Origin of the sequence: Aeromonas sp. OTU364 (assembly GCF_038440395.1) — a bacterium.
Lineage (GTDB): Bacteria > Pseudomonadota > Gammaproteobacteria > Enterobacterales > Aeromonadaceae > Aeromonas.
This window is the reverse complement of sequence record NZ_JASATR010000016.1, coordinates 1-25,247: the sequence shown is the minus strand read 5'-3', so window position 1 is coordinate 25,247 and position 25,247 is coordinate 1. Positions and strand designations below refer to the sequence as shown.

Here is a 25,247-nt window from a genome sequence, read left to right as displayed (position 1 = left end):
AAACAGCCCCGCGGGCGGGGCTGTGATCATGGGGCTGCTGGCCCAGGAAGGGCTCAGTGGCAGATCTTGTAGTAGACCTCGTTCCAGCGCAGCTGCTCCTTGAGGGCGGAAATGCGGGTGTGCTCGTCGATCACCACGAACTCGATACCCAGGATGTCGGCGAAGGTGCGCAGCTGCTCTATGTCCACCGATTGGGTGAACACCGAGTGGTGGGCGGCCCCCGCCAGGATCCAGGCTTCGGCGCTGGTCTGCAGGTCCGGCAGGGGTTTCCACAGGGCGCTGGCCACCGGGAGTTTCGGCATGGCCTCTGGCAGGTCCACCACCTCCAGCTGATTGACCACCAGGCGAAAGCGATTGCCCAGATCGATGAGGCTGGCATTGACCGCCTTGCCGGCGGGGGCCGCGAACAGCAGGCGGGCCGGATCGGCCTTCTTGCCTATCCCCAGATGCTGGGCGTCCAGCACGGGTTTGGCTGCGGCGATGGAGGGGCAGACCTCCAGCATGTGGGCTCCCAGCACCAGGTTGTTGCCCGCCTCCAGGTGGTAGGTGTAGTCCTCCATGAAGGAGGTGCCCCCCGCAAGGCCTGAGCCCATCACTTTCAGGGTGCGCAGCAGGGCGGCCGTCTTCCAGTCTCCCTCCGCGCCAAAGCCGAAGCCTTGCTGCATCAGGCGCTGACAGGCCAGCCCCGGCAGCTGGTGCAGGCCGTGAAGGTCTTCAAAGGTGGTGGTGAAGGCGCCAAAACTGCCGTCGGTGAGGAACTTCTTCATCCCCAGCTCCTGGCGCGCCGCCTCATAGAGAGAAGCGCGAAGCTCCCCACCCACCTGCACCGCCTCGGTCAGGGTGTAGGTCGCCTCATATTCGGCCAGCAGCGCCTCGATGTCGCTGTCAGGCACTGCGTCGATGACCTTGACCAGATCGCCGACCGGGTGGTAGTTCACCTGATAGCCGAACTGGATCTGGGCCTCAATCTTGTCGCCCTCGGTGACCGCCACGTTGCGCATGTTGTCGCCGAAGCGGGCGATCTTGAGGTGGCGGCTGTCGTGGATGGCGGCGGCGACCCGCATCCAGTTGCCCAGCTTGCGATGGGCCTCTTCATCCTGCCAGTGTCCCACCACCACGGTGCGCGGCAGCCGCAGCCGTGCCCCCATGAAGCCGAACTCGCGTCCGCCATGGGCGGTCTGGTTCAGGTTCATGAAGTCCATGTCGATCTCGCTCCAGGGGAGATCCCGGTTGAACTGGGTGTGGAACTGCAGCAGGGGTTTCTGCAACTGGCTCAGGGCCGGGATCCACATCTTGGCGGGGGAGAAGGTGTGCATCCACACCATGAGCCCCACGCAGCGCTGGTCGTGGTTGGCATCGCGAGCTACCGCGCTTATCTCGTCGAGGGTGGTGCCGGTGGGCTTGAGCACTATCTTGAGGGGCAGGTTCGCCCCTTCGTTGAGCTGGCTGGTGATGGTGTGGGCGTGATCGGCCACCTGCTTCAATGTGGTGGCGCCATACAGGTGCTGGCTGCCGACCAGGAACCACACCTCCAGCTGTTTCATCAATTCCATCTTGGTGTCCTCTTTTTAAGCTTTTGTCTGGCCGTAATAGGCGTGTTTGCCGTGCTTGCGCTGGTAGTGTTTCTCCAGCAGGTAATCGGGCAGGGGGCGGGCCCCCGGGTTGATTTGACCGGTGAGCCAGGCCATGCGCGCCACCTCCTCCAGCACCACGGCGTTGTGTACCGCGTCCTCGGCGCTCTTGCCCCAGCTGAAGGGGCCGTGGTTGGCCACCAGCACCCCCGGCATGGTGAGGATGGGGGTCTGCCTGAGGGTCTCGACGATGAGATGACCGGTCAGCCCCTCGTAGTCCTCCTCGACCTCACCCGGGGTGAGCAGGCGGGAGCAGGGGATCTCGCCGTGGAAGTAGTCGGCCTGGGTGGTGCCGAAAATGGGGATGGGGCGCCCCGCCTGGGCCCAGGCGGTGGCATGGGTGGAGTGGGTGTGCACCACGCCGCCAAGCTCCGGATAGGCGCGATAGAGCACCAGGTGGGTGGCAGTGTCGGAGGAGGGGCGCAGCGCCCCTTCCACCTGCTTGCCCGCGAGATCCAGCACCACCATGTCTTCGAGCAGCATCCGCTCGTAACTGACGCCGCTGGGCTTTATCACCACCAGATTGCGCTCTCGGTCGATGCCGCTCACGTTGCCCCAGGTGAAGGTCACCAGCTCGTGGCGCGGCAGATCCAGGTTGGCGACGAGCACCTGCTCCTTGAGCGTTTTGAGGTTCATGCAGTTATCCCCCGGTTGTAGAGGGGCTCGGCGGCGGCGCCCCAGGCGAGGTAGCGCTGGTAGAGACGCTCGTATTCGGCGACCCGCTCGGGGTTGGGCTGGTGGGTGCGCTCCACGGCGCTCGCCATGTGGTGCTGGGCCTTGGCCACATCAGGATGGATCCCGGCCGCCACGGCGGCAAAGATGGCCGCCCCCAGGGCGCAGCACTGATCTGAGGCCACCACCTGGATGGGGCGATTCATCACGTCGCTGCAGGTCTGCATCACAGTCGTTGATTTGCGGGCTATGCCGCCGAGGGCGATCACCTGCTCCACCGGCACCTGCTGACTGGTCATGCACTCCATGATGCTGCGGGCCCCGAAGGCGGTAGAGGCCACCAGGGCACCGAACAGATCGGGGGCATCGGTGCCGAGGTTGATCCCGGTGAGGGTGCCCTGCAGGCGCTGGTTGGCGTAGGGGGTGCGGCGGCCGTTGAACCAGTCGAGCACCACCGGCAGGTGGGCGAGGTCCCGCTGCTGCTCCCAGGCGGCGGCGAGGCTTGGCAGCAGCTCCCGCTTGTGGGCCTCGATGGCGGTGCGCAGCTCCGGATACTGGGCGGCGAGGCTCTCCAGGGGCCAGCCGAGCTGGCGCTGATACCAGGCGTAGATGTCGCCGAACGCCGATTGTCCCGCTTCCAGCCCCACCCTGCCCGGCACCACGCTGCCGTCCACCTGGCCGCAGATCCCGGCAATGGCCCGATCACCTATGGTGGCGTCATCGGCGATCAGGATGTCGCAGGTGGAGGTGCCTATCACCTTGACCAGGGCATTGTTGCCGGCCCCGGCCCCCACCGCCCCCATGTGGCAGTCGAAGGCACCGCCCGCGATCACCACCTCGCAGGAGAGGTGCAGCCGCTCCGCCCACTCCGGGGTCAGGGTGCCGACCGGCAGATCGGCGGTCCAGCTGTGGGTAAAGAGGGGGGAGTCGAGATCCTGGGTCAACAGCGGATCCAGGGCATTGAGGAAGTCGGCGGGGGGCAGGCCGCCCCAGCTCGGGTGCCAGAGGGACTTGTGGCCGGCGGCGCAGCGCCCGCGCCGGATATCGGCCGGGGCCTGGGTGCCGCTCAGGATGGCGGGCACCCAGTCGCACAGCTCGACCCAGTTGCAGGCGGCGGCGCGCACCGCTGTATCGGCGCGGGAGACGTGCAGTATCTTGGCCCAGAACCACTCGGAGGAGTAGATGCCGCCGATGTAGCGGCTGTAGTCGGGGAACCGGCCGCCGTGGCACAGCGCCGTGATGGCCTCGGCCTCCTCGATGGCGGTGTGATCCTTCCACAGCACGAACATGGCGTTGGGGTTGTCGGCAAATTCCGGACGCAGGGCCAGCACGCGCCCCTCCCTGTCGATGGGGGCGGGGGTGGAGCCGGTGCTGTCCACCCCGATGCCGCGCACGGCGGTGCGCTGGGCCGGGGTGAGCTGGCTCACCACTGCCACCACCGCCTGCTCCATGGACTCCAGATAGTCGAGGGGGTGGTGGCGGAACTGGTTGTTGACCGGCTGGCAGTAGTGGCCTGCCTGCCAGCGGGGGTAATAGACGACCTGGGTCGCCAGCTCGGCGCCGTCCAGGCAGCGCACGGCGAGTGCCCTGACCGAGTCGCTGCCGAAATCGAGTCCGATGACGATGTGCTCAGACATATCTGCTCCTGACCATCAATGAGGGGTGACTGGTGAGGAACCATAGGAGATGGGCAGGAGGGGCGGTTAGCCATTGGCTGCTGGAAATATGGATTTTAACGCTGTCAGTGCGAGAGGGTGACGGCTCTCGAAAATTCAATATGTAACGATTTTGCTAAAGATATAGACAAAATGGCTGCAATCTCATGGCGTGATCCTGCTCTCCATTTTTCCATGTGAAAACGATTACAACTTGGTTCGCTCATCTAGCAACAACAATAACGTCCTGTTTAAGCATGATTTAGATGGCTGTGACTTGATTGACTCAAGGAGCAGCACTGCGTGGATACATGGATTGATAGAACCGTTGGAGACATTCGCATGAACAAAATCGTTAAAGGCATGATCGCGATGGGGTTTGCCATGGGTATGGCAAATTCTGCTTTCTCGGCCGAGGCACTGAAGCTGGGCTACCTGGTCAAGCAGCCGGAGGAGCCCTGGTTCCAGACCGAGTGGAACTTCGCCGACAAGGCGGGCAAGGATCTCGGTTTCGAGGTGATCAAGATCGCCGTCCCCGATGGAGAGAAGACCCTCAATGCCATCGACAGCCTGGCGGCCAACGGCGCCAAGGGCTTCGTCATCTGCACCCCTGACCCCAAGCTCGGGGCTGCCATCATGGCCAAGGCCAACAGCATGGATCTCAAGGTCATCACGGTGGACGACCAGTTCGTCAACGCCAAGGGCCAGCCCATGGAGCAGGTGCCCCTGGTGATGATGGCCGCCACCAAGATAGGTGAGCGCCAGGGCCAGGAGCTCTACAAGGAGATGGAAAAACGTCAGTGGGACCTGAAGGCCACCGGCGTGCTCGCCATCACCGCCGACGAGCTCGACACTGCCCGCCGCCGGGTCGACGGCTCCTTGAGTGCGCTCAAGGCCGCCGGTTTCCCCGAAGGCCAGATCTACCGCTCTCCCACCAAGGCCAACGACATTCCGGGGGCGCTGGATGCCGCCAACTCCATGCTGGTGCAGCACCCCGAGGTGAAGAACTGGCTCATCGTCGGCATGAATGACAACACTGTGCTCGGCGGCGTGCGCGCCACCGAAGGGCAGGGCTTCAAGGCAGACAACGTCATCGGCATCGGCATCAACGGAGTGGATGCGGTGAACGAGCTCTCCAAGTCCAGCGCCACCGGCTTCCTCGGCTCATTGCTGCCAAGCCCGGACGTGCACGGCTACAAGAGCATCCAGATGCTCCATGACTGGGTGGTCAATGGCGCAGAGCCTGCCAAGTTCACCGAGGTGACCGATGTTGTGCTCATCACCCGCGACAACTTCAAGGTCGAGCTGCAGAAGAAAGGTCTGTGATCGCCAATCCCTGATACCCATGCCGGCATGGCGCCCTGCGCCGTGCCGGCTGGCTGGAGTCATCTCATGAATCAAGTTCCTTATCTGGAGTTTTGCGGCATCAGCAAGGAGTTCCCCGGCGTCAAGGCGCTGCAGAACGTCTCCTTCTGCTGCCAGCAGGGCTCGGTGCACGCCCTGATGGGGGAGAACGGCGCGGGCAAGTCCACCCTGCTCAAGATCCTGAGCGGCTTTCAGGCCCCCACCACAGGGGTGGTGAAGCTGGCGGGCCAGGAGAAGGTGTTTCAAGACACGGTCGACGCCCTGGAGAGCGGGATCGCCATCATCTATCAGGAGCTGCACCTGGTGCCCGAGATGAGCGTGGCGGAGAACATCTACCTCGGGCAGCTGCCCACCCGGCGCGGCGTCATCGATAGGGAGAAACTCTATCAGGATGCGGCCAGACAGCTGGCGCGCCTCGGCATGGATGTGTCGCCGGAGACGCCGCTCAAGTACCTGTCCCTCGGGCAATGGCAGATGGTGGAGATCGCCAAGGCGCTGACCCGGGACGCCAGCGTCATCGCCTTCGACGAGCCGACCAGCAGCCTGTCGTCGCGCGAAATTGAGCAGCTGTTTCGGGTCATCCGCCAGTTGCGGGACGAGGGCAAGGTCATTCTCTATGTCTCCCACCGCATGGACGAGATCTTCGCCCTGTGCGATGCCATCACGGTATTCAAGGATGGCCAGTTCGTGCGCACCTTCGCCTCCATGGCCGAGGTGGACCGGGATCTGCTGGTCAAGACCATGGTGGGACGGGAGCTGACCGACATCTACGGCTACAGCCCCAGAGCGCTCGGGGAGGTGGGCCTCAAGGTGGAGAGCCTGATGGGGCCTGGCCTCAGGGGGCCCATTTCGTTCGAGGTCAGACGGGGGGAGATCCTCGGCATCTTCGGGCTGGTGGGGGCCGGTCGCAGCGAACTGATGAAGCTCATCTTCGGCGCCGAGACGCCCCGAGGCGGCGAGATAGCGGTGTTCGGCAAGCCGGTGGTCATTCGCAATCCCATCGACGCCATTCGCGGCGGCATCATGCTCTGCACCGAAGACCGCAAGGCCCTCGGCATCATTCCCATCCACTCGGTGCAGGAGAACATCAACATCAGCGCCCGCCGCCACCAGGCGTGGGGGGGCTTCTGGATCAACCAGCAGTGGGAGGACGAGAACGCGAGGCTGCGGATCCGCGACATGCGGGTCAAGACCCCGTCCCCCCATCAGGCCATCATGAACCTCTCCGGCGGCAACCAGCAGAAGGCCATTCTGGGGCGCTGGCTCTCCGAGGACATGAAGGTGATCTTGCTCGACGAGCCGACCCGCGGCATCGACGTCGGGGCAAAGAACGAGATTTACAACGTGATTTACGATCTGGCCAAGGTGGGCATCGCCGTGGTGGTGGTCTCGAGCGAGCTGCCGGAGGTGCTGGGCATCGCGGATCGGATCATGGTCATGCGGGAGGGGGTGATAGCAGGGGAGCTATCCCACCATGAGGCCGACGAGGTCAAGGCGCTCAATCTGGCCATGCCGGCCCGTTAATCCCCCGTGACTGCAACGCGATAGCACCCGGAAACTTCAGGAGAAATACCATGACAACAACTACCTCAGCCGGTCAGGCCGCGACCGTCTCGGCGGCCAGCGGCTCCCGCCTGCAACTGGCCCGCGTCTGGGATCAATACGGCATGCTGGTGATCTTCGCCATCCTGTTCCTGCTGGCCTGCGTGCTGGTGCCCAACTTTGCCAGCCTGATCAATATGCGCGGGCTCGGGCTCGCCGTCTCCATGTCGGGCATGGTGGCCTGCGGCATGCTGTTCTGCCTCGCCTCCGGCGAATTCGACATGTCGGTGGGCTCGGTGGTGGCCTGCTCCGGCGTCGCCTGCGCGGTCGGCATCAATGCCACCGAGAGCATCACGGTGGGCATCCTGGCCGGCATGTCGGTGGGGGTGCTGTTTGGCCTCATCAACGGCATAGTCGTGGCCAAATTCAAGATCAACGCCCTCATCACCACCCTGGCCACCATGCAGATGGCGCGCGGGGTGGGCTACATCATCTCCGACGGCAAGGCGGTCGGCATAGTGGAAGAGGGCTTCTTCGAGCTCGGCAACTCCGCCCTGCTCGGCATCCCGACCCCGGTCTGGCTGACCGCCGTCTGCTTCGTGCTGTTCGGCCTGCTGCTCAACAAGACCACCTTCGGCCGCAACACCCTGGCCATGGGGGGCAACGAGGAGGCGGCGCGTCTGGCCGGGGTCAACGTGGTGCGCACCAAGATCATCATCTTCACCATGACCGGGCTGATTGCCTCCATCGCCGGCATCATACTCGCCTCGCGCATGACCTCGGGCCAGCCGATGACCTCCATCGGCTTCGAGCTGGTGGTGATCTCCGCCTGCGTGCTGGGAGGGGTCTCCATGAAGGGGGGGATCGGCAAGATCTCCTACATCATCGCCGGGGTGCTGATCCTGGGGCTGATGGAGAACGCCATGAACCTGCTCAACATCTCCCCGTTTGCCCAGTACGTGGTGCGCGGCCTCATCCTGCTCGCCGCCGTGCTGTTCGACCGCTACAAGCAGGTACGCAAGGCGCGCGTCTGAGCGGTTGTCCCCTCCGGCACCAGGTCGGCCCATGCTGGCCTGGTGCCTCCTTCAGGCAAGCTGTGAGCCAGTTCAATAAATTCACATCAGGCCGCTTGCGAAAATAGGTTGTTCCAACGCCGGATCTCTACAATGGCCCAAGCCGATTTTTTTACCCAAGCGCTGTTTTCCGCCATGTCCTCGATGCAAAAAGAGAAGCCGAAACAACTCAACCCCCTGTTGCCGGGCTACGCCTTCGACGTCTTCCTGGTCTCGGGCATGACTCCCATAGAGCAGGGGAGCGCCCTCGACTTCATCATCGACAGGCCCCAGGGTATGAAGGGCTTCATTGTCAATCTGACCATCAGGGGCAAGGGGCAGATCTTTCAGGGGGATCAGGCCTTCACCGTGGAGCCAGGGGACCTGCTGCTGTTTCCGCCCGCAGCCGTGCACTATTACGGCCGGGCGCCAGATGCCCGGGAGTGGTATCACCGCTGGGTCTATTTCCGGCCGCGGGCCTACTGGGCCGACTGGCTCAAATGGCCCCAGGTGACGGAGCGGGTGGGGCGATTGCAACTGGCTGACGCCGGCTTGCTCACCGAATTCGATGCCCTCTTCCTCGACATCGAAGAGACCCACCAGCAACTGAGGCCCATGTCGGAACAGCTCGCCATGAACCTCTTGGAGCGGCTGCTTATTCGCTGCTATGAAGCCTCCTCCCTCAGTGCCTATCCCACCCTAGATCACAGGGTTCACCAGGCGTGCCAGATCCTGAGCGAATCTCTCTGCGCCGAGATCTCGGTGGAGGCGCTGGCGGAGCAGGTGTTTTTGTCCCCTTCACGGCTGGCCCACCTGTTTCGCGAGCAGGTGGGGGTGAGCATAGTGCGCTGGCGCGAGGATCAGCGGATCATGCGGGCCAAGCTGCTGCTGCAGACCACCCCCATGTCGGTGGCCACTATCGGCCAGCAGGTGGGCTATGACGATCAGCTGTACTTCTCGCGGGTATTCAGGAAACGGGTCGGGGTCAGCCCCACCGAATACCGCAAGTGCGCCACCCCGTTGTGAGAAGAACCCAGAGATGACAAAGCCCTCATGATGAGGGCTTGTTTATTTGGGGGCCTGGGCTCAGAGCGCCGCCATGGCCTCACGGACCAGGGCGCCTATCTTGTCCCACTCCTGTTTCTCGATGAGATCCGCCGGGACCATCCAGGTACCGCCGCAGGCAAACACAGATCCTTGCGCCAGATAATCCTTCACGTTGGCGGGGCTGACGCCCCCGGTCGGCATGAAGCGAACCGGGTAGACGGCGCTCATGGCCTTGAGCATGGGGAGACCGCCTGAGGGCTCAGCCGGGAAGAACTTGAGGGCACGAAGGCCCAGCTCCATCGCCTGCTCGACCAGGCTGGGGTTGTTGACCCCCGGGATCATCAGCACGCCGCGCGCCTGGCAATACTGGACGATGCGCGGGTTGAGGCCGGGGCTGACGATGAAGTCCACCCCGGCGTCTATGGCCTGATCCACCTGGGCCGTGGTGAGGACGGTGCCGGCCCCGATGATCATCTCGGGGAAAGCGGCACGCAGCTGGCGGATGGCCTCGGCCGCCGCCGGGGTGCGGAAGGTGATCTCGGCGCTCGGCATGCCGTTGTCCATCAGGGCTTGGCCCAGGGCCACGGCGTCGTCGGCGTTCTGGATGGCGATGACGGGGATGATCTTCAGGGTTGAGAGTGTTTCAAGCAAGGTTGACATGGGTTGCCTCAGCAGTGGGAAGGGGGGTTGTTGGCATCGCCGAGCCGGGAATGATGGCCCCGCGATGCTGGATGACGGTGCCGGCCAGCAGGTGGGCATGGTGGGCCGCCTCGCTGGCCGCGCGCCCGGCGAGCCGCGTGGCGAGGTAGCCGGCGCTGAAGGAGTCGCCCGCTGCCGTGGTGTCGATCACTCGTTCCCTGGCCAGTGACATGGCAGGCACTTCGTCCTGCCGCTCGCCTTGCACTATGAGGCAGGGTTCGGCGCCACGCTTGATGACGATCTCGCCGACCCCGAGCCCCCTGGTGCGTGCCAGGGTCTGGGCCTCCTGGCTGTCGCCCCACAGGGAAAACTCGTCGTCCAGGGTCAGGAAGGCGATGTCGGTCAGCGCCAGCATGGCGCGGTAGGCCTGTTGCGCCGCCTCCTTGCTTTCCCACAGCCGGGGGCGGTAGTTGTTGTCAAAGGCGATCTTCACACCGGCTGCCCGGCACAAGGCCAGATGCTGCAGCAGGCTGGCCCGATCGGCGGGGGGGAGGATGGCGAGGCTGATGCCGCTCAAATAGAGCCAGTCAACGTGCTGCAACTGCTGGCAGATAGACCCGGCGTGTTCGCCCTGCAGCCAGTAGCGGGCGGCGGCATCATTGCGCCAGTAATGGAAGGTGCGCTCGCCCCGGGCATCGGTCTCGATGAGATAGAGACCGGGCAGTTTGTGCTCCAGCCTCTGTACCAGCTCAGTGTGCACCCCTTCCTGCTGCCACTGGGTCAGCATGGCGTCGCTCATGGTGTCGGTGCCAAGGGCTGTGACATAGAAGACGGCCAGCTCGGGGTTGGTACGGGCCAGGTAGACGGCGGTGTTGAGGGTGTCCCCTCCAAAATGACGCACTATGCCCGCCTTGCTCTCGGATAGTTCGATCATGCACTCGCCAATGACGGCAATCTTGGTCGGCATATGCCCTCCCGTGTTGATGACGCCGTCATTATATTTAATGTGTCATCTGCATTAAATAAAATAAAACATCATTTCATAAAAATATCGTGTGGCCCCTCTATGGGGCTGAGGGTGCGATCCTGACGTCGGGGGGAGGGTATGGCATGGCAGCCGTGCCGCCGGTTGCAAGGGTTGTGGCGTCGGTCAGCCGGGTCTGTGACCTCACCGGCAATGACGCAGGATCTGGGCATTGCCCTTTGAAACACACCCATGGCTATGATTGGGCTTGCGTTTCAAATACACTGAAACGATGGAGCTTATAAGGAGAACCCTATGTCAGTGGTAGATACCTCGCCAGATTCCGTTTCATCCGTCCTGAAGGTCTTTGGCATCCTGCAGGCGCTGGGGGAGCAGAAAGAGATTGGCGTCACCGAGTTGTCCCAGCGGATCATGATGTCGAAGAGTACCGTCTATCGCTTCTTGCAGACCATGAAGACCCTGGGTTATGTCAATCAGGAGGGGGAGTCCGACAAGTACACCCTGAGCCTGAAGCTGTTCGAACTCGGCGGCAAGGCCCTGGAGCACCAGGAGCTGATCCCCATCGCGGATACCCAGATGCATCGTCTGGGCAAGCTGACCAAGGAGACCCTGCACCTGGGGGCTCTCGACGAGGACAGCATCGTCTATCTGCACAAGGTAGACTCCGAGTACAACCTGCGGATGTACTCCCGCATCGGTCGCCGTCGCCCGCTCTACAGCACCGCCCTTGGCAAGGTGATGATGGCCTGGTTGCCCGAGGACGAGGTGCGCGGCATGCTGGCCAATGTGAGCTTTGAGCGCTTTACCGAGCACACCCTGACCGACATCGACGCCTTGCTGGCCCAATTGGTCCTGGTGCGCGAGCAGGGTTACGCGGAAGACAACGAAGAGATGGAGCCGGGCCTGCGCTGTTTCGCCGTGCCCATCTACAGCCGCATGGGGCGCATCATCGCCGGGCTCTCCCTGTCACTGCCCCTGGTGCGTTTCAGTGAAGAGAACAAGGAGGAGCTGGTGGGCTTGCTGCACGAGGCTGCCGCCCGCATCTCGGCCGAACTCGGTTTTCACGATTATCCATTCCGGACCAGGTAACAGGGGATGAGCCGCGGCGGCCTGCCGCGTGCTTTCTCGAACCAAGCCGGGGGCGGGACTGTCTGCCCGCAGTTCCGCCCCCGGCTTTTTTGTCCCTTGTCGTGCTCGCTCTGGCACCACCAGGGCTTATCCCTGTGGCGTGCTCACGCATCCCCCCTGTCGCCGCGCCCTGTAGAGGCCGAGGATGAGGTTGCCGTTGACGATGAAAAAGCTGCCCTCCAGCAAGATGCCTCCCCATGATCCCGCCCAGATGTTGTGGACAAGCCAGCAGACTGTGCTGCTCAGCATGCACAGCCGCAGCGCCATGCCTTCTAGCCGAAACAGGGCGTAGGTGCTCAAGGTGGTGCCGAGCAGCGTCAACAGCTGGATGGGGTGTATGACCTTGGGCATCACCAATAGCCAGGTCAGTCCCAGAAAAAACAGCATCACACCCAGGCCGCGATAATAGCCGGAGACCCAGGTCCGTACCGCACAGAGCAGGCAGTTGATGGCGGCGGCCGTGGCGCCGAGCAACATGAAATGGGCTGTGAGGAGTACGCCGTTGAGGGTCAGGTGCAGCCGCAGTTTACTGTCCTGGGATTGCCGGAAGGCGGTGATGCCTATGGCACAGGCGAGCAGGCCAAGCAGCTGGGCCAGGGGGTCGAGCGACATTGAATGGATTCCGAGACGAGATGAACGAAAAAAGGCGCCTGATGGCGCCTTTTGTATGGGCTAAGGGTTAGCGGGCCAGCCAGCCACCGTCGACGGCAATGGTGTAGCCGTTGATGTAGTCGGAGGCGGGGGAGGCCAGGAAGACCACGGGGCCCATCATGTCATCCGGCACCCCCCAGCGTCCGGCCGGGATCCGCTCCAGGATGGCGGCGTTGCGATCCTCATCGGCGCGCAGGGCCGTGGTGTTGTTGGTGGCCATGTAGCCGGGGGCGATGGCGTTGACGTTGACGCCCTGGCTGGCCCACTCGTTGGCCAGCAGGCGGGTGATCCCCATGACGCCGCTCTTGGAGGCGGTGTAGGAGGGGACGCGAATGCCGCCCTGATAGGAGAGCATGGAGGCGATGTTGACTATCTTGCCGCCCCGGCCCTGGGCCATGAACTGCCTGGCCACCGCCTGGGACATGAAGAAGACGCTCTTGATGTTGATGTTCATCACGTCGTCCCAGTCCTTCTCGCTGAAGTTGATGGCGTCGTCGCGGCGGATGATGCCGGCGTTGTTGACCAGGATGTCGACGCGGCCGAAGCGGGAGACAGCCTGATCCACCAGGGCGGGCAGGGTATCCACCTTGCTGACATCGGCCTTGAGGCTCAGGAACTGGCGCCCGAGCGCCTCCACCTTGGCGATGGTGTCCGTGGGCTCGACGATGTTGATGCCGACGATGTCACAGCCAGCTTCGGCCAGACCGAGCGCCATGCCCTGGCCGAGGCCGGTGTCACAACCGGTCACGATGGCAACCTTACCCTTCAAATCGAATGCATTGAGAATCATCTTGTTTCCTCTGCTGCCACCCTGGGTGACAGGCATGATGGGGGAAAACGGGCAGTGCACACTGCCCGGCAAAGAACGGGGATCAGCGCAGATCCCTGACGGCCACATGATCCATGTCGCCGAACACCTGGTTTTCGCCGACCATGCCCCAGATAAAGGTGTAGGCCTGGGTGCCGACACCGGAGTGGATGGACCAGCTTGGGGAGATCACCGCCTGCTCGTTGTGGACCAGCAGATGACGGGTCTCGTCCGGCTTGCCCATCATGTGGAACACGGCGGCATCCTCTTGCATGTTGAAGTAGAAGTAGACCTCCATGCGGCGCTCGTGGGTGTGGCAGGGCATGGTGTTCCACAGGCTGCCCTCTTCCAGCTGGGTCAAGCCCATCACCAGCTGGCAGGTCGGCAGCACGTCCGGCACCAGGTACTTGTAGATGGTGCGGCGGTTGCTGGTGGCCGCGTCTCCCAGGGTGGCCGGTGAGGCTTCTGCCCGGGTGACCTTGCGGGTCGGGAAGCTCACATGGGCCGGGGCGCTGTTGTAGTAAAACTTGGCAGGCTGCGCGGCGTCGACGCTGGCGAAGCTCAGCTCGCGGGCTCCCTGGCCCACATAGAGCGCCTCGGCCTTGCCTACTTCATAGGTAGTGCCATCCACCACCACCAGGCCCGGGCCACCGATATTGATAAGCCCCAGCTCGCGGCGCTCGAGGAAATAGCTGACGCCGAAGGTCTTGCCCAGCTCGTCCGAGAAGGCGAGGGGGGCCTGAATTGGCATGATGCCGCCGAACACGATGCGGTCGATGTGGCTGTAGGTCATGGTCAGCCGATCGGCGCTGAAGATCTCTTCCACCAGAAACTCACGGCGCAGGCCCTGAGTGTCCAGCTGCCTGGCATGATCGCTGTGAATGCTTTGACGAATTTGCATGGTTAACCTCGATGAGCGCCGCAGGTTGGCAGTCGCGTTGTCTGTAGTGTCAATAATGATAACAAGTGAAAAATAAAAATCAAAACACTGTTTTGTATTTTTATTTGTTGAGATTAAACTTCCTGCCCAGTGTGGCTCATGGCCGTGCCGGGCCCGTGAAACCGGGCCACAAATCCCTTTGCCGCACCAGAAGACGCGTGCGGCCAAGAGTGGCTGCCACCCTCCGGGTGGCGGCGACAGGACATTCGTTGCCAATCTCATTCAATAACAGGTCTATCAATGAACAAGTGTGCTTCATCCAATCGAATCATCATGCTGGCCGGGGTGGCTGCCCTGAGCACGGTTCTGTTTGCCTTCGATACCGCCTCCCTCGGGCTCTGTGCGGCCTTCCTGACCACGGGATCCTTTTCCCTGCAGGTGTTCGACATCCTCAAGACGCGGGAAACCAAGGCGATCTCCACCAAGATGTACCTGGTCTTCATCAGCGGTCTGCTGCTCTGGCTGACCTATGGCCTGAAGTCCGGCGATACCCCCCTCATCATGGCCAATGGCATCACACTGCTGCTGGCCAGCGCCGTCATGGTGCTGAAGTGGAGCAATGAACGGGCCTGATCCCGAGGGGCCAGGGAGGCCATCCACCCATGGGGATGGCCATCTGGCGCCAAGCTGTGCCCTCCTTGTCAGCACTCAGTACCCTCCCTTTGGTTGATGAACCAGGCGGCGCCCCGGGCGCCGTTTGTCGTCTTGGGCCCATCCCCTCCACCCATCTGATTTACCGACTCAGGCGGCGCAGGTAGGCCACGCTCTCCCGCAATGGGTCTCCCGTCAGCTCCTCGACGATGATGGGAACATGGGTCAGCTGGCGCTGCGCCAGCATGAGCAGCACCTCGGCATAGTCGATCAGCCCCTGCTCCAGCCCCACCGATACCTTGTTGCGCCCCGCCAGGATGAAGTTCTTGAAATGAAACAAGCGGATATGCTCGCCATGCTGGTCGAGAAAATCCGCCAGGATCTCGCGCCAGTTTGCGACATTGTCGGCATCCAGCAGATTGGCCAGATCCAGGGTCACCAGGAAGTGCTCCCCCAGGCGGGCATTCAGCCGCGTCAGGCTACGGGCATCGTGAATGATGTGATCGCACACCGCTTCCACCAGAAAGTCGCAACCGGCCTGCGCCAGATCGGGCCTTAACTGCACCAGACTCTGCTCCACCCTGTGGAAGGCGGCGGCCCCGTGGTTGTCCGGGTGCATGGTCCACTCATCATCGTTCAGGGAGCCGGTCTCGCTGCCCACGGCGCCGATCTGGCAGCGCCGGGCGAGCTCGATGTTGAGGCGCACCCGCGCCAGATCCCGTGCCAGGACGTCGGCGTCGGAGTGGGCGGGGTTGAAGTAGCTCGCCAGCAGGAAGAGGGGGAGGCCGGCCTCTTGCAACTGCTGGATGTGGGTGGTCAGGGCGTGGATATCACGGGCCTGATAGGCCTCGGGCCAGCTCTTGTGCACGGCGAGCTGCAGCCCGTCGAGGCCGAGCTCATGTGCCTGGGCGATCAGCGCCGCCGGCGACTGATCCGCGAGATCATGGGCGCGGGCCCCAATCTTCAATCTGTTCATGACATGCTCCAGTGGGTCATGGCTGTCTCTGACAGCGGTTTGGCGCCTGGCGAGGGCCGGTGTCAGAAACGGCTTGCGAGCCCAGGGGGGCCCGCAAGTTCAAGAGGCAAGCGGCGGCGCGACTGGCCCCCTGCGGGAGGCCAGATGCGGGCGCTTGCCATCGGCACTGTCAGTGCTTCATCAGGCGGCAGGGGCCGGGACGACGGCATCGGGGGCGGGTTGCGGGCCCTTGTTGTACTCCTGCTCGAAGTACTCGCGCACCATGGGAGCCGACAGACCGACCACCACCTGCAGGTTCTTGCCCGAACGCATGACCCCCAGGGCTCCGGCCTGTTTGAGGGCCTTGTCATCCTGTACCTGGGTCTGATCCTTCACCACCAGACGCAGTCGGGTCTGGCAGTTACCTATGGTCTCGACGTTGTCACAACCCCCGACACAACGCAGTATGGCGGCGGCTCTGAGGCGATCCGGCTCCTGACCGGCCACGGCCTTGCCAGACTGCTTGTCGCGGTAGTCCTGTTTGGAGTAGAGACGCACGTCGTCTTCCTCCTCTTCATCGCCACGACCCGGGGTGAGGAAGTTGAACTTCAGGATCATGTAGCGGAACACGAAGAAGTTGATGGCGGCGAAGCCGAGGCCCAAGGCGAGGTGGATCCAGATGAGGTGGGCATGGTTCTTGGCGTAGAAGACCCAGTTGAACAGAATGATGTCGTTCAGACCGCCCCCCATGAAACCGACCACACCGGACAGATAGAGCGCCACGCACAGGGTCGCGCCTATGATGGCATTGACCAGGTAGAGCACCGGCGCCACGAACAGGTAGGTAAACTCGATGGGTTCGGTGATGCCGACCGCCATGGCAGTGATGATGGCCGGGATCACCAGGGCGGCTATCTTGCGCTTCATCTTCTGCTTGGCGGTGGCATAGATGGCGAGGCCGGCCCCCAGGGAGCAGAACACGCTGATGTTGCCGTACAGGGAGTAGCCGGCGGCCGGGAACTGATCAACCAGGGGCACGGTGGACGCCGCATAGGTGGAGACGTTCTCGATCCAGTGGGTATAGAGGCCGCCGTCGACCACGGCCGGGCCGAAGAAGAAGGGGAAGTAGACGAAGCGGTGCAGGCCGGTGGGCACCAGGATCCGCTCCACGAAGGCGAGCAGCCACATGCCGAAGGCATCGGCTTCTACATAGAAGCCCTGCATGGCGTTGATCCCCACCTGGACCTTGGGCCAGAACTCGCAGGTCAACCAGGCCATGGGCAACATGACGAAGAAGGAGATGATGAACACCAGGCTCATGCCCTGGAAGATGGTGAGGTAATCCGGCAACTTCTTCTCGAAGAAGCGGTTGTGGATCCAGGTCACCACGCCGCCGATGATGAGGGAGAAGACGATGCTGGTATCCAGCGTCTTGATGCCCCCCACCAGCGCCAGGCCGCTGGAGCCGCCCACTTCCTGGTTGAAGTTGACCCCGAACTCAGGCCCCCAGAAGGTGAGCATGCTGTTGGTGAAGTAGTTGTAGGCCATGTAGGCAAAGAAGGCGACCAGCGCCGCCCGGGCCTGCCCCGTCCTGGCGAGACCCACCGGCAACGCCATGCAGAACAGCAGGGGGAAGTTGCGGAAGATGGTCCAGCCCCCCGACTTGATGATGGTCATCACCTTGAAGAAGTTGGAGTCTGGGTGCGCCAGGTCCCCCATGATATCGGGCATGGTGAGCAGCCCGGTGATGGCGAGCAGCAGACCGGTAAAGGGTAGAAAGGCAATGGGGACAGCCATGGCACCGCCAAAGGTCTGGAAGGCCCCCATAAAGTTCCGTTTGGACATTAAGTTTTCTCCGAATGGTTACAGCAATAAAGTGTTCAGGCCAGCCACTGGCCCTGCTCCAGCTCGAGCAGCAGCAACATCGTCAGCGCCTGGGCATAGGGCACGGGCGCCATGGCAATGTCGCAGTAGTACTGATGGTCATGACCGACCATGGTGCCTTTGGAGGCCTCGAGGACGATGCCGTCCCCGTCGATGCGTTGCCAGACGGCACGGGCCGCCCGCAGGGCAGGTTCAATCGTGGCCTCATCCAGCAGGCCCAGACGGACACAACGCAACATGCCATAGGCGATCCCCGCCGTGGCCGAGGACTCCTGGGGGGAGAAGGGATCGTCCAGCACCGTGTGCCACATGCCGTTGTCGGCCTGCAGCTCGCACAGGGAGCGCACCTGGCGCGCCACCACCTGGGTGAAGTAGCGCCGCACCCCGGCATCCAGGTGATCCCCCATCAGATCGATGAACTCGGGGATGGCTACCGTGATCCAGGCGTTGCCCCTGGCCCAGAAGGCCTCGGCGTAATGGTGCCGGTCGAGGAAGGTCCAGCCGTGATACCAGAGGCCGCTCCTGGGCTCGCTCAGGTAGCGGGTGTGCAGCAGGAACTGGTAGACGGCCTCGTCGATCAGATCCTGGCGCGCCAGCACGATCCCGGCGGTGCCGAGGAACAGGCAGGTCATGAAGAGGGTGTCGTCCCAGAGCTGGCCGGTATTGGGCTGCTCCTTCACCACGTGCTGGAAGCCGCCCTCCTCGGTCCTGGGCAGGTTGGCCATCAGATCGTCGGCCCAGGCGTTGACCGTCTCGCGCAGATCGGCGCGGCCGCTGTGGCCTGCCAGCAGCGCCAGGGTGATCATGGGAGCCGTGGTGTTGATCTGCATGGCGGGCAGCCCTTTGGCTATCTGTCCTTCATACCAGGCCAGCAACGAGGCTTGCAGTTCGGCATCCTCCTGGTGCCGGGCATAGCGCCAGAACCCGTAGAGCCCGACCCCGACCTCCCACTCCCACTGTTCGAACTGGATGGCCAGGCCCTGGCTGGCGGTCAGCTCGCCCATGCCTTTGAGCTGGCAGAAGCCGCGGACCACCCGCTCCAGGGTGGGGATGAGTGCTTGCTGTTTCATTGTGCCTCTCCACGATAGGTGATGACGGGATCGCATCCCGCCTCGGCGGGGAAGGAGTGGGAGACCCCCTCGATCAGGCAGTTGCCCTGCCAGTCCAGGCGCATGAGCTCAGACTCCGGAGTACAGGCGATGGCTGTCTCGCCCTCGAGGCGGACTTCGAGCTTGGCCATGCGTTGGCAGAAGGCCGCGAAGGCGGCGTCGTCGCCATGGCCGACCTCGATATACCAGGCCACCCGGTGCGCCTTGGCGCGATATTCGTTGCCGGCGGTCAGCCCGGTCGTTACCGCGCACAGGGGGGCCGAGCAGCCGATGGCGGCAAAGGCATTGCCGGCCCGGATCAGGCAGCCGTGGGCCGTGGCGATCACCCGATCGAAGGCCTCTGCCGGCAGGTAGAGGTGGGTCCAGGGGAAGGGGTCATCCTCGGCCAGCCGATAGAGCTGCAGGGTGCGGTTCTCCACCTGCATCACCCGCGGCAGCACGCCGTTGCCGGACCAGTAGGAGGGGCGCTGCTCGCCGCCGGGCTCGGCTTCGCCGGGGTGGTTGACCCAGAACTTGGCGTCGTGACCGGAGGCGAACTGCACATCCACCAGATGCTGCTGATGGCCGCGCTGACCGCTGTGGTGGTCGACGCAGCTGGAGAGGCTGACCCCTGGCTCCTTCCAGACGACTATCTTGCCGCCTCCCGCCTGATAGCTGGCCGCCAGCGTGCCCTGTTGCAGGGTCGCGTAGCGGTTGGCCTCGAGGGGAGGCTGATAGTCGCTGGCACAGAACAGCGGCAGGGAGGCGCACTTGCGGTTATACCAGCCGCCGCCCCAGGCGACGTTGCCGTAGGCCGACAGCTCGGTGAGCACGCCGGCCAGCAGCTCTTTCTCGTAGACCCGCCCCATGGTGCCGGCGGCGATCCCGGCCTGATAATGCAGGGCGCTGAGCAGCATCAGCCGATCGATGAGCGCCTTGGCGCGCTCGCGCACCCAGGCATCTCCCGCCAGCTGATAGAGCGCGAACAGGCCGATGTAGTCGACCGGGTAGTAGGGCGCCGAGTTCCACTCGACGAAGCCGTCGCGATCGATGGCATCGAACCACTGCGCCAGACGCTCTGCCGCGATGGCGCGTTGCTGCTGGCCGCTGCGTCCCGAGGCCAGGAAGCGCTCGTGGGGGAACAGCTGGCCGGCCAGGTATTGGGCGGTGTGGAAGCAGAGGGTATGGTTCTCGCTCCAGAACCACATCACGTCGTTGCCCGGCTCATCCAGCCAGTAACGGTAACCGAGGATGGCGCTGCGCACCCGGCGCCACAGGGTGGGGGAGAAGTGCTCGCCCTGATGGCGCTGCCAGATCCAGAGCAGCGGGACCAGGGAAAAATCGGAGCAATCCTCGCGGGCGCTGATCCGCGCCAGGGTGTCGAGCAGCAGTTGATCGGCCTCGGCCGTGAGCTCGCCGCAGTGCAGCATGGCCAGCAGGCGAGCGGTGCGATCCATGCCATGACGGGCGGTGTGGCGCAGCGCCTGCTGCTTGCGATCGCTCAGGCTGGCTGATTGCTCGGCCTGGCCGAGGGGCTGCATGACGTTGACACCAATGCTGCGGCTGATGGTGACGCCGGCGCAGTGCATGTTCAGCACGATCTGGTAGTGCGCCGGCCCTATGTCGGCAGGGAGCGTCAGGGTCAGCAGCTGGCTGCCCGGCGCGAGGGTGCCGAAATCCAGCTGGCGCGCCTTGAAGTTGTCATTGCCCATGCCGTGGATCTCGCCTTGCAGGCGCACGGGGTGAGTCGGTGCGGCCACGCCGAGCCGGATGCGGGCCTGGTTGTGCCAGGCGCTGAGTTCAGGGCGCATGGCGCCAGCAAACTGGCACAGCTCATCGAGCACGGCGGCATCGACATGGGGCAGCGAGACCCCAAGAGGCGCGTGACCACGGTAGATGAGCCGCAGCGCAAACAGAGTATCCCGCTCGAACAGCTCTTCCAGATGAATCAGCAGGGTGTTCTTGCCCGCCTGCAAGGGCAGCATCAGCTCGCAGCTCTGCAGCTTGTTGCGGGTGAAGGGGGTGAACCGGGCGATGGCCACCCCGTCGCACCACAGGCGAGCTCCCCCACAAGTCGATAGCTGGAAGGGATAGTTGCCCGCCTCGTCGGCATGCAGCTCCACCTCCAGCCAGCGCTGCACATGGAATGGCACACGCTGGAAGGAGGAAAAAGAGACGGTATCGCTCTCGCCGGTGAAACTCACCTGTGTGCGCGGCAGGGCGTCATCCGGTTCGACGGTGCGCTCGGCCATCTGCTGGCGGAAGACTCGTCGGCAGAAGGCATCTTCTTGCGGCCCGGCACCATTCTGGAAGCGGTAATCCATGGTCATGTCCATGGCTTCACCGGCAAAAAACTCGGCGAATCGCTCCTCGCGGGGCGCGGATACGCAAAAACGGGTGAGTGCCGCATTTGGCTCAAGCACCCAATTTCCAAGCTTCATACTACTCTCCTTGAAGCTATTGAGACCCATAGGGATTATTAATATTGAGTAATCAGATGGACCCCTTTTTATTTTATTAAAGGGGCTCGTCACCTTAATGAATATAAAAACAGATGGCAGCGTTCTTTAACGGCAATTGATGAAAGTCATTGGGCCGTTGGACATCTGATTTCATCTCTCATTCAACGCAATGATGCAAACTGTGACCTGAGCGACAATATGTCGAAAGTCAACTGGTTAATGTTTCCTGAACTGGAGCCTAACCATAATGTTTGCTCATTCAGTGATAGCGAAATGTCAATTTCAGATAAGTCTGTATTGCGTGACACAAGGCCCATATTCAGCGATGAATGGTCACTCGAAATGAATGATAGGGGTCATTGGATTCCCTTTTTACTTCATCTCTCACGGCTCTTTATTTATCGTGCCATAGGACCTGGTTGGCATTGACTTTCAAGGGTGCTGTCGTTATTCACTGACCCCAATGGCTCTCGATATCGCAGAGGTGAGCCTGGGGCCTCTGCCCTGGGATAGCCGATTCAGGTCTAGAAGATGTACTCAATCCCGACGCGCCAGCGCCACTGCCAGTCATTGGGGTAGGGGTTGTCATCGGCCGGATCGTTGTATGATACGTAGCCGATCTCGGTGAAGGGTCGCCAGTTCTTGTTGATGGGGACGCGGATGGTGACGTTGTTAAGATATGAATACTCTTCGCCATTGAAGTCAGGATAATCGAGCTTCTTATATTCGAAGTCATAGGCAACAGACCAATTCTCTGCGTTATAACCAAAGTAATAATTCAACTGGAAATAATGGCCATTTTCCTTGTTGAGCGAATCATCGTAGTTACGCTGACCCACCCGGAAACGTGCGGCAGTATAAAAATTGGGATTGAACCAGTAAGTCGGTTTGAAATGAACACGCAGATCTTGCACGTCATTGGTGATCTCGGTATTAAAGCCGGCTTCCCACCACCATTTGTCATTGGGCTTGGCAAGATAGCTCAGGTCATATTCAGTGCCCGTGGTGTGAAGTTCATCGAAAGCACCTTCACCCTCACCTCCGTTGGTAAATTTGGATTCGACACCAAACCCCCAACCATTATCGAAGCGGTGGGAAACCACCAGACGATCGCTTTGTTGATCCTGTTTTTCCAGGAACTCGTGTCGATAATTGAGGCTCCATGCATTTGCATTCATGCTGGTGAGCGCCGAGCAGACGGCGATGGCTGCACACGTGAATTTCAGCGTCATAACGTTCGATCAATCCTATGAAAAAAAGCTACTGACAGTGGTCCCATTGCCAGATAGCGCATGTGGCTTTCAATCTGGATTGGACTCGTTGGTGTCGAATTTGGTGGCGGAGCACGGCCGCGTGGAGGTCAGCACGCGCATCTGTGAGGACGTGCTGGCCAGGTTTTATCTCATCGGGTACTTTGCATTTTCAAAACGACGGTTCAAATATAGTTCATTTGGTGTTTCATTTACAACGGTGGCGCCATGATGAGATCCGAAAATGGGATCTATATCTATATAAAATGAAACGTCGTTTCTTTTGTTGGGGCTGGAGGGGGTTGACTGGAACTTGCTGGGGAGCGTTCAGGGCTCGAAGACGAGCAGGCGGTGTTTGCGATGAGCCAGAAACGATCTGGCCCTCGGAAAGAGGGCCAGCGAGGATGGACATTGTGTCTGGGGGTTTAGCCCTGGCGAGCCTTGAATCTGGGATTGCTCTTGCAGATCACGAACAGCTTGCCGCGCCGACGTACGACCTGGCAGTCCGGGTGACGTGACTTGGCTGATTTCAGGGAGGCGAGTACCTTCATGACTTCTCTTTTCCTTTGTCGAAGAATTGGCCGAATCGCTGGCCGAAGCGGGCGACTTGTCCTTCCTTGCCGACCTGCTTCTGCTTGCCGGTATAGAAGGGGTGGGAGGCACTGGAGACATCAAGCGTCACATAGGGATAGGTGTTGCCATCTTCCCACGGCTTGGTGCGATCGGTCTGCAAGGTGGATCCGATCAGGAAGCAGGTGTTGCTGGCCAGATCGTGAAACAGGACTTTGCGGTATTGAGGGTGAATGTCGGGGCGCATGATTGTCTCTTTTTGTTATGTTATAACATGAAATAATGATGCGACGGATGAGAACCAATATCAACCATTTTTTTCTCCCGAGGTGGTCAGGCAGGATGAAACGCGCTGAGAAAGGGGAAGCAGGGCGAATGCGGATAAGGTCATGACAGAGGGGCGCGATGGATTGTTGAGCGATGGAAGGGGAACGAGAAGTTGAGTCTTTACTTTTGGTTTTTACTGTATAAAAATACAGTTAACCATCATGGAGACGTATCCTATGCGCCTGGAAATCATCATCGACAGAAAACATCAGATCCCCACTGCGACCATGGAGGCGCTGCGCCAGGAGTTGCTCAAGCAACTGGGCGAGCGATTCCCTGATCTGCATGTGCGGGTCGCCCCGGGCAGTGCCATGGCCTTGACGGTCAGTCGAGCCAGCAAGGAGGACAGGGAACTGGCCGAAGCCATGGTGCAGGAAGTGTGGGAGAACGCCGAGAGCTGGATGCCGGAGGCAGAAGGCGCCGAGGCCTGATCAGGGGCAGGTTGTCGATTTGCCTGTCCTGATCGGGCTGGGGTTCCCCGATTTGAACGAAACGCAGCTCAAGGCTGCGTTTCGTGTTTGTGGGCAGGCGACCGAGTGCTGGGCCCGCTAAGAGGTCTCAGAGCCCGGCCCAGCGTTTGAGGCTGCCGCCCTGTACCCGCTGGTTGGACTCTGAGATGTCGCCATTGGCGCGAAGCGCCTTGAGGGCAATGGGCAGGGCCGTGCGCACCTCGTCGGCCGTCATCCCTGCCTGGAGGGCGGGATGGTAGGCGAGCTTGAGCAGCACATAGTCGAGACCTGTGGGGAAGCTGTCGATGCTGTTGTCGTTGAAGATGGAGGGAAACACCTTGTCCGAGTCGTTGGGCAGCCCCATCACCTGGGTGAGCTCCTCCACTACGCAATCCAGAAAACGGCCCTTGGCCCGGCTGTAGTCCACCGGGATGATGATGGTGGCACGGGTGATCTCATAGCGGCCGTTGGTCGCGAAATTGGCCAGGCAGATCCCCTCCTTGAGGGCAATGCCGACAGAGTCATCCTGGCGCATGGTGCGGCGGGCCCAGCTGGCCATCTGCTGGTGCCTGGTCATGATGAGGGTGAGATTGGGGTTGTCACTGACGAGCAGTATGGGGTGACCGGTGATCCTGGCCAGATGCTGGCTCTGCACCTTGACCACCTCGGCCTGCAGCGGCTTGTCGCCAAACTCGTTGATGAGCTTGAGGCGGATGGGGCCTTGCCAGCGGGAGAAGCGTACCTGGGCATCATGGCCATATTCCCGCTTCATGGCGACTTCCATGAAGCTCTGGATCAGATAGTCGTTGCTCTGCCAGCGTTCGGTGGCCTGCAGTGAGCAGGGCAGCAGCATGGCGAGCCACAGGACCATCACCCGGCCTCGCGCGGCATGCCGAGGGCTGCGCCCTGAACGAGTGTGCCCTGGGATCATCTTGCCTCCTTGCAACCGATGGCCTCAGCCCGAGGTGCGTTCGATGTCACGCCAGGTGAGCCAGAGCCTGAGATCGAACTCCAGTTGATGATAGTCCGGTTCCATGTGCTGACAGAGCTGATAGAAGGCCTTGTTGTGATCCTTCTCCCGCAAGTGGGCCAGCTCGTGCACCACTATCATCTTCAGGAAGGCGGGATGGGCCTCCTTGAACAGGGCGGCGATGCGGATCTCGTTCTTGGCCTTGAGCTTGTTGCCCTGTACCCGGCTGATATAGGTGTGCAGGCCGAGGGCATCCTTGATCACGTTGATCTTGCCGTCGAAGATCACCTTGGAGAGCGGCGCCGAGCTTTTCAGGTAGCGGTTTTTCAGCTCCATGGTATAGGCCAGCAGCGCCTTGTCACTCTGGACGAGGTGGGTCTCGGGGTAGCGTTTGGCCAGCATCTCGCCGAGTTTTCCCGCCGCGATCAACTGCTGTACCTGGTACTTGAGGGGATCAGGATAGCCCCCCAGATAGGTCAGTTCCGCCATGATGTCTCCCCCTTCACACTAAAAAAGAGCGCCATTGTAATCATGATGGGCCCCCTTGAACACAGGTCTGCACGCCAATGAAAGGGGCCCGAGGGGG

The 25,247-nt window shown here is 61.8% G+C and carries 24 protein-coding genes; 7 read left to right on the top strand and 17 right to left on the bottom strand.

Annotated elements, in window-relative coordinates:
* Positions 1-53: 53 nt before the first annotated feature.
* From araA to AAHB08_RS15435, 3 genes are read right to left on the bottom strand one after another with little or no spacing between them, the layout of a single operon-like run.
* A complete protein-coding gene (gene araA / locus AAHB08_RS15445; protein WP_342059410.1) occupies positions 54-1,553 on the bottom strand; it encodes an L-arabinose isomerase in 1,500 nt (499 codons plus the stop codon).
* 15 nt (positions 1,554-1,568) lie between these two features.
* Entirely contained in the window at positions 1,569-2,267 is a 699-nt protein-coding gene (locus AAHB08_RS15440; RefSeq protein WP_342059409.1) for an L-ribulose-5-phosphate 4-epimerase, read from the bottom strand.
* Positions 2,264-3,940: a ribulokinase gene (locus AAHB08_RS15435; RefSeq protein WP_342059408.1), complete on the bottom strand. Its 1,677-nt coding sequence runs from the start codon at positions 3,938-3,940 to the stop codon at positions 2,264-2,266. Before AAHB08_RS15435 ends, AAHB08_RS15440 begins: the two co-directional genes overlap by 4 nt.
* 360 nt (positions 3,941-4,300) lie before the next feature.
* Between AAHB08_RS15435 and AAHB08_RS15430 the strand changes: the two genes are divergently transcribed.
* The 4 genes from AAHB08_RS15430 to araC all read left to right on the top strand — a co-directional run bounded on the left by AAHB08_RS15430 (position 4,301) and on the right by araC (position 8,943).
* A complete protein-coding gene (locus AAHB08_RS15430) occupies positions 4,301-5,284 on the top strand; it encodes an arabinose ABC transporter substrate-binding protein (RefSeq protein ID WP_342059407.1) in 984 nt (327 codons plus the stop codon).
* 66 nt (positions 5,285-5,350) lie between these two features.
* Complete coding sequence (araG, locus tag AAHB08_RS15425; protein ID WP_342059406.1) at positions 5,351-6,847, top strand: L-arabinose ABC transporter ATP-binding protein AraG; 1,497 nt, start codon at positions 5,351-5,353, stop codon at positions 6,845-6,847.
* A gap of 50 nt (positions 6,848-6,897) precedes the next feature.
* Positions 6,898-7,899, top strand: a complete 1,002-nt coding sequence (araH, locus tag AAHB08_RS15420; protein ID WP_342059405.1) for an L-arabinose ABC transporter permease AraH — start codon at positions 6,898-6,900, stop codon at positions 7,897-7,899.
* A gap of 132 nt (positions 7,900-8,031) precedes the next feature.
* The gene (gene araC / locus AAHB08_RS15415; protein WP_446699538.1) at positions 8,032-8,943 is read left to right on the top strand and encodes an arabinose operon transcriptional regulator AraC; all 912 of its coding nucleotides are present in this window, start codon (positions 8,032-8,034) and stop codon (positions 8,941-8,943) included.
* 60 nt (positions 8,944-9,003) lie between these two features.
* Here the strand turns inward: araC and AAHB08_RS15410 are convergent, their stop codons facing one another.
* Positions 9,004-9,624 (bottom strand): bifunctional 4-hydroxy-2-oxoglutarate aldolase/2-dehydro-3-deoxy-phosphogluconate aldolase, encoded by a 621-nt coding sequence (locus AAHB08_RS15410; RefSeq protein ID WP_139435369.1) that lies wholly within the window; start codon positions 9,622-9,624, stop codon positions 9,004-9,006.
* Entirely contained in the window at positions 9,608-10,570 is a 963-nt protein-coding gene (locus tag AAHB08_RS15405; protein WP_342059404.1) for a sugar kinase, read from the bottom strand. Before AAHB08_RS15405 ends, AAHB08_RS15410 begins: the two co-directional genes overlap by 17 nt.
* A gap of 312 nt (positions 10,571-10,882) precedes the next feature.
* Here AAHB08_RS15405 and kdgR point away from each other — a divergent pair, with 312 nt between their 5' ends.
* Positions 10,883-11,677 carry a DNA-binding transcriptional regulator KdgR gene (gene kdgR / locus AAHB08_RS15400; protein ID WP_139435373.1) on the top strand — a complete coding sequence of 265 codons (795 nt, stop codon included), beginning with the start codon at positions 10,883-10,885 and terminating at the stop codon, positions 11,675-11,677.
* 126 nt (positions 11,678-11,803) lie between these two features.
* On the opposite strand, the gene AAHB08_RS15395 is transcribed toward kdgR, so the two are convergent.
* From AAHB08_RS15395 to kduI, 3 genes are all read right to left on the bottom strand, one after another.
* The gene (locus AAHB08_RS15395) at positions 11,804-12,328 is read right to left on the bottom strand and encodes a YgjV family protein (RefSeq protein ID WP_342059403.1); all 525 of its coding nucleotides are present in this window, start codon (positions 12,326-12,328) and stop codon (positions 11,804-11,806) included.
* 67 nt (positions 12,329-12,395) lie between these two features.
* On the bottom strand, positions 12,396-13,157 hold the full coding sequence (kduD, locus tag AAHB08_RS15390) for a 2-dehydro-3-deoxy-D-gluconate 5-dehydrogenase KduD (protein WP_319916901.1): 762 nt from the start codon (positions 13,155-13,157) through the stop codon (positions 12,396-12,398).
* An 82-nt stretch (positions 13,158-13,239) separates the two neighbouring features.
* Positions 13,240-14,076: a 5-dehydro-4-deoxy-D-glucuronate isomerase gene (kduI, locus tag AAHB08_RS15385; protein WP_342059402.1), complete on the bottom strand. Its 837-nt coding sequence runs from the start codon at positions 14,074-14,076 to the stop codon at positions 13,240-13,242.
* A 279-nt stretch (positions 14,077-14,355) separates the two neighbouring features.
* On the opposite strand from kduI, the gene AAHB08_RS15380 reads away from it, so the two are divergent.
* Positions 14,356-14,688: a SemiSWEET family sugar transporter gene (locus tag AAHB08_RS15380; RefSeq protein WP_139435381.1), complete on the top strand. Its 333-nt coding sequence runs from the start codon at positions 14,356-14,358 to the stop codon at positions 14,686-14,688.
* Positions 14,689-14,848: 160 nt separating this feature from the next.
* Here AAHB08_RS15380 and AAHB08_RS15375 read toward each other — a convergent pair whose 3' ends face one another.
* The 7 genes from AAHB08_RS15375 to AAHB08_RS15345 form a co-directional block, all read right to left on the bottom strand.
* Positions 14,849-15,682 carry a sugar phosphate isomerase/epimerase family protein gene (locus tag AAHB08_RS15375; RefSeq protein ID WP_342059401.1) on the bottom strand — a complete coding sequence of 278 codons (834 nt, stop codon included), beginning with the start codon at positions 15,680-15,682 and terminating at the stop codon, positions 14,849-14,851.
* Positions 15,683-15,862: 180 nt separating this feature from the next.
* A complete protein-coding gene (locus AAHB08_RS15370) occupies positions 15,863-17,506 on the bottom strand; it encodes an alpha-glucoside-specific PTS transporter subunit IIBC (protein WP_139435385.1) in 1,644 nt (547 codons plus the stop codon).
* Positions 17,507-17,541: 35 nt separating this feature from the next.
* Positions 17,542-18,615, bottom strand: a complete 1,074-nt coding sequence (bglB, locus tag AAHB08_RS15365; RefSeq protein ID WP_342059400.1) for a beta-galactosidase BglB — start codon at positions 18,613-18,615, stop codon at positions 17,542-17,544.
* Positions 18,612-21,074, bottom strand: a complete 2,463-nt coding sequence (locus AAHB08_RS15360; RefSeq protein WP_342059399.1) for a hypothetical protein — start codon at positions 21,072-21,074, stop codon at positions 18,612-18,614. The genes bglB and AAHB08_RS15360 overlap by 4 nt, the downstream gene beginning before the upstream one ends.
* 545 nt (positions 21,075-21,619) lie before the next feature.
* Positions 21,620-22,327 carry an oligogalacturonate-specific porin KdgM family protein gene (locus tag AAHB08_RS15355; protein WP_342059398.1) on the bottom strand — a complete coding sequence of 236 codons (708 nt, stop codon included), beginning with the start codon at positions 22,325-22,327 and terminating at the stop codon, positions 21,620-21,622.
* Positions 22,328-22,770: 443 nt separating this feature from the next.
* On the bottom strand, positions 22,771-22,896 hold the full coding sequence (gene ykgO / locus AAHB08_RS15350) for a type B 50S ribosomal protein L36 (protein WP_025326720.1): 126 nt from the start codon (positions 22,894-22,896) through the stop codon (positions 22,771-22,773).
* On the bottom strand, positions 22,893-23,162 hold the full coding sequence (locus tag AAHB08_RS15345; protein WP_342059397.1) for a type B 50S ribosomal protein L31: 270 nt from the start codon (positions 23,160-23,162) through the stop codon (positions 22,893-22,895). The genes ykgO and AAHB08_RS15345 overlap by 4 nt, the downstream gene beginning before the upstream one ends.
* 256 nt (positions 23,163-23,418) lie before the next feature.
* On the opposite strand from AAHB08_RS15345, the gene AAHB08_RS15340 reads away from it, so the two are divergent.
* The gene (locus AAHB08_RS15340) at positions 23,419-23,673 is read left to right on the top strand and encodes a DinI family protein (RefSeq protein WP_171273977.1); all 255 of its coding nucleotides are present in this window, start codon (positions 23,419-23,421) and stop codon (positions 23,671-23,673) included.
* 127 nt (positions 23,674-23,800) lie between these two features.
* Here AAHB08_RS15340 and AAHB08_RS15335 read toward each other — a convergent pair whose 3' ends face one another.
* On the bottom strand, positions 23,801-24,562 hold the full coding sequence (locus tag AAHB08_RS15335) for a DUF2927 domain-containing protein (protein WP_342059462.1): 762 nt from the start codon (positions 24,560-24,562) through the stop codon (positions 23,801-23,803).
* Positions 24,563-24,646: 84 nt separating this feature from the next.
* Positions 24,647-25,150, bottom strand: coding sequence for a M48 family metallopeptidase (locus AAHB08_RS15330; RefSeq protein ID WP_342059396.1), 504 nt, complete (start codon positions 25,148-25,150; stop codon positions 24,647-24,649).
* Positions 25,151-25,247 lie beyond the last annotated feature (97 nt).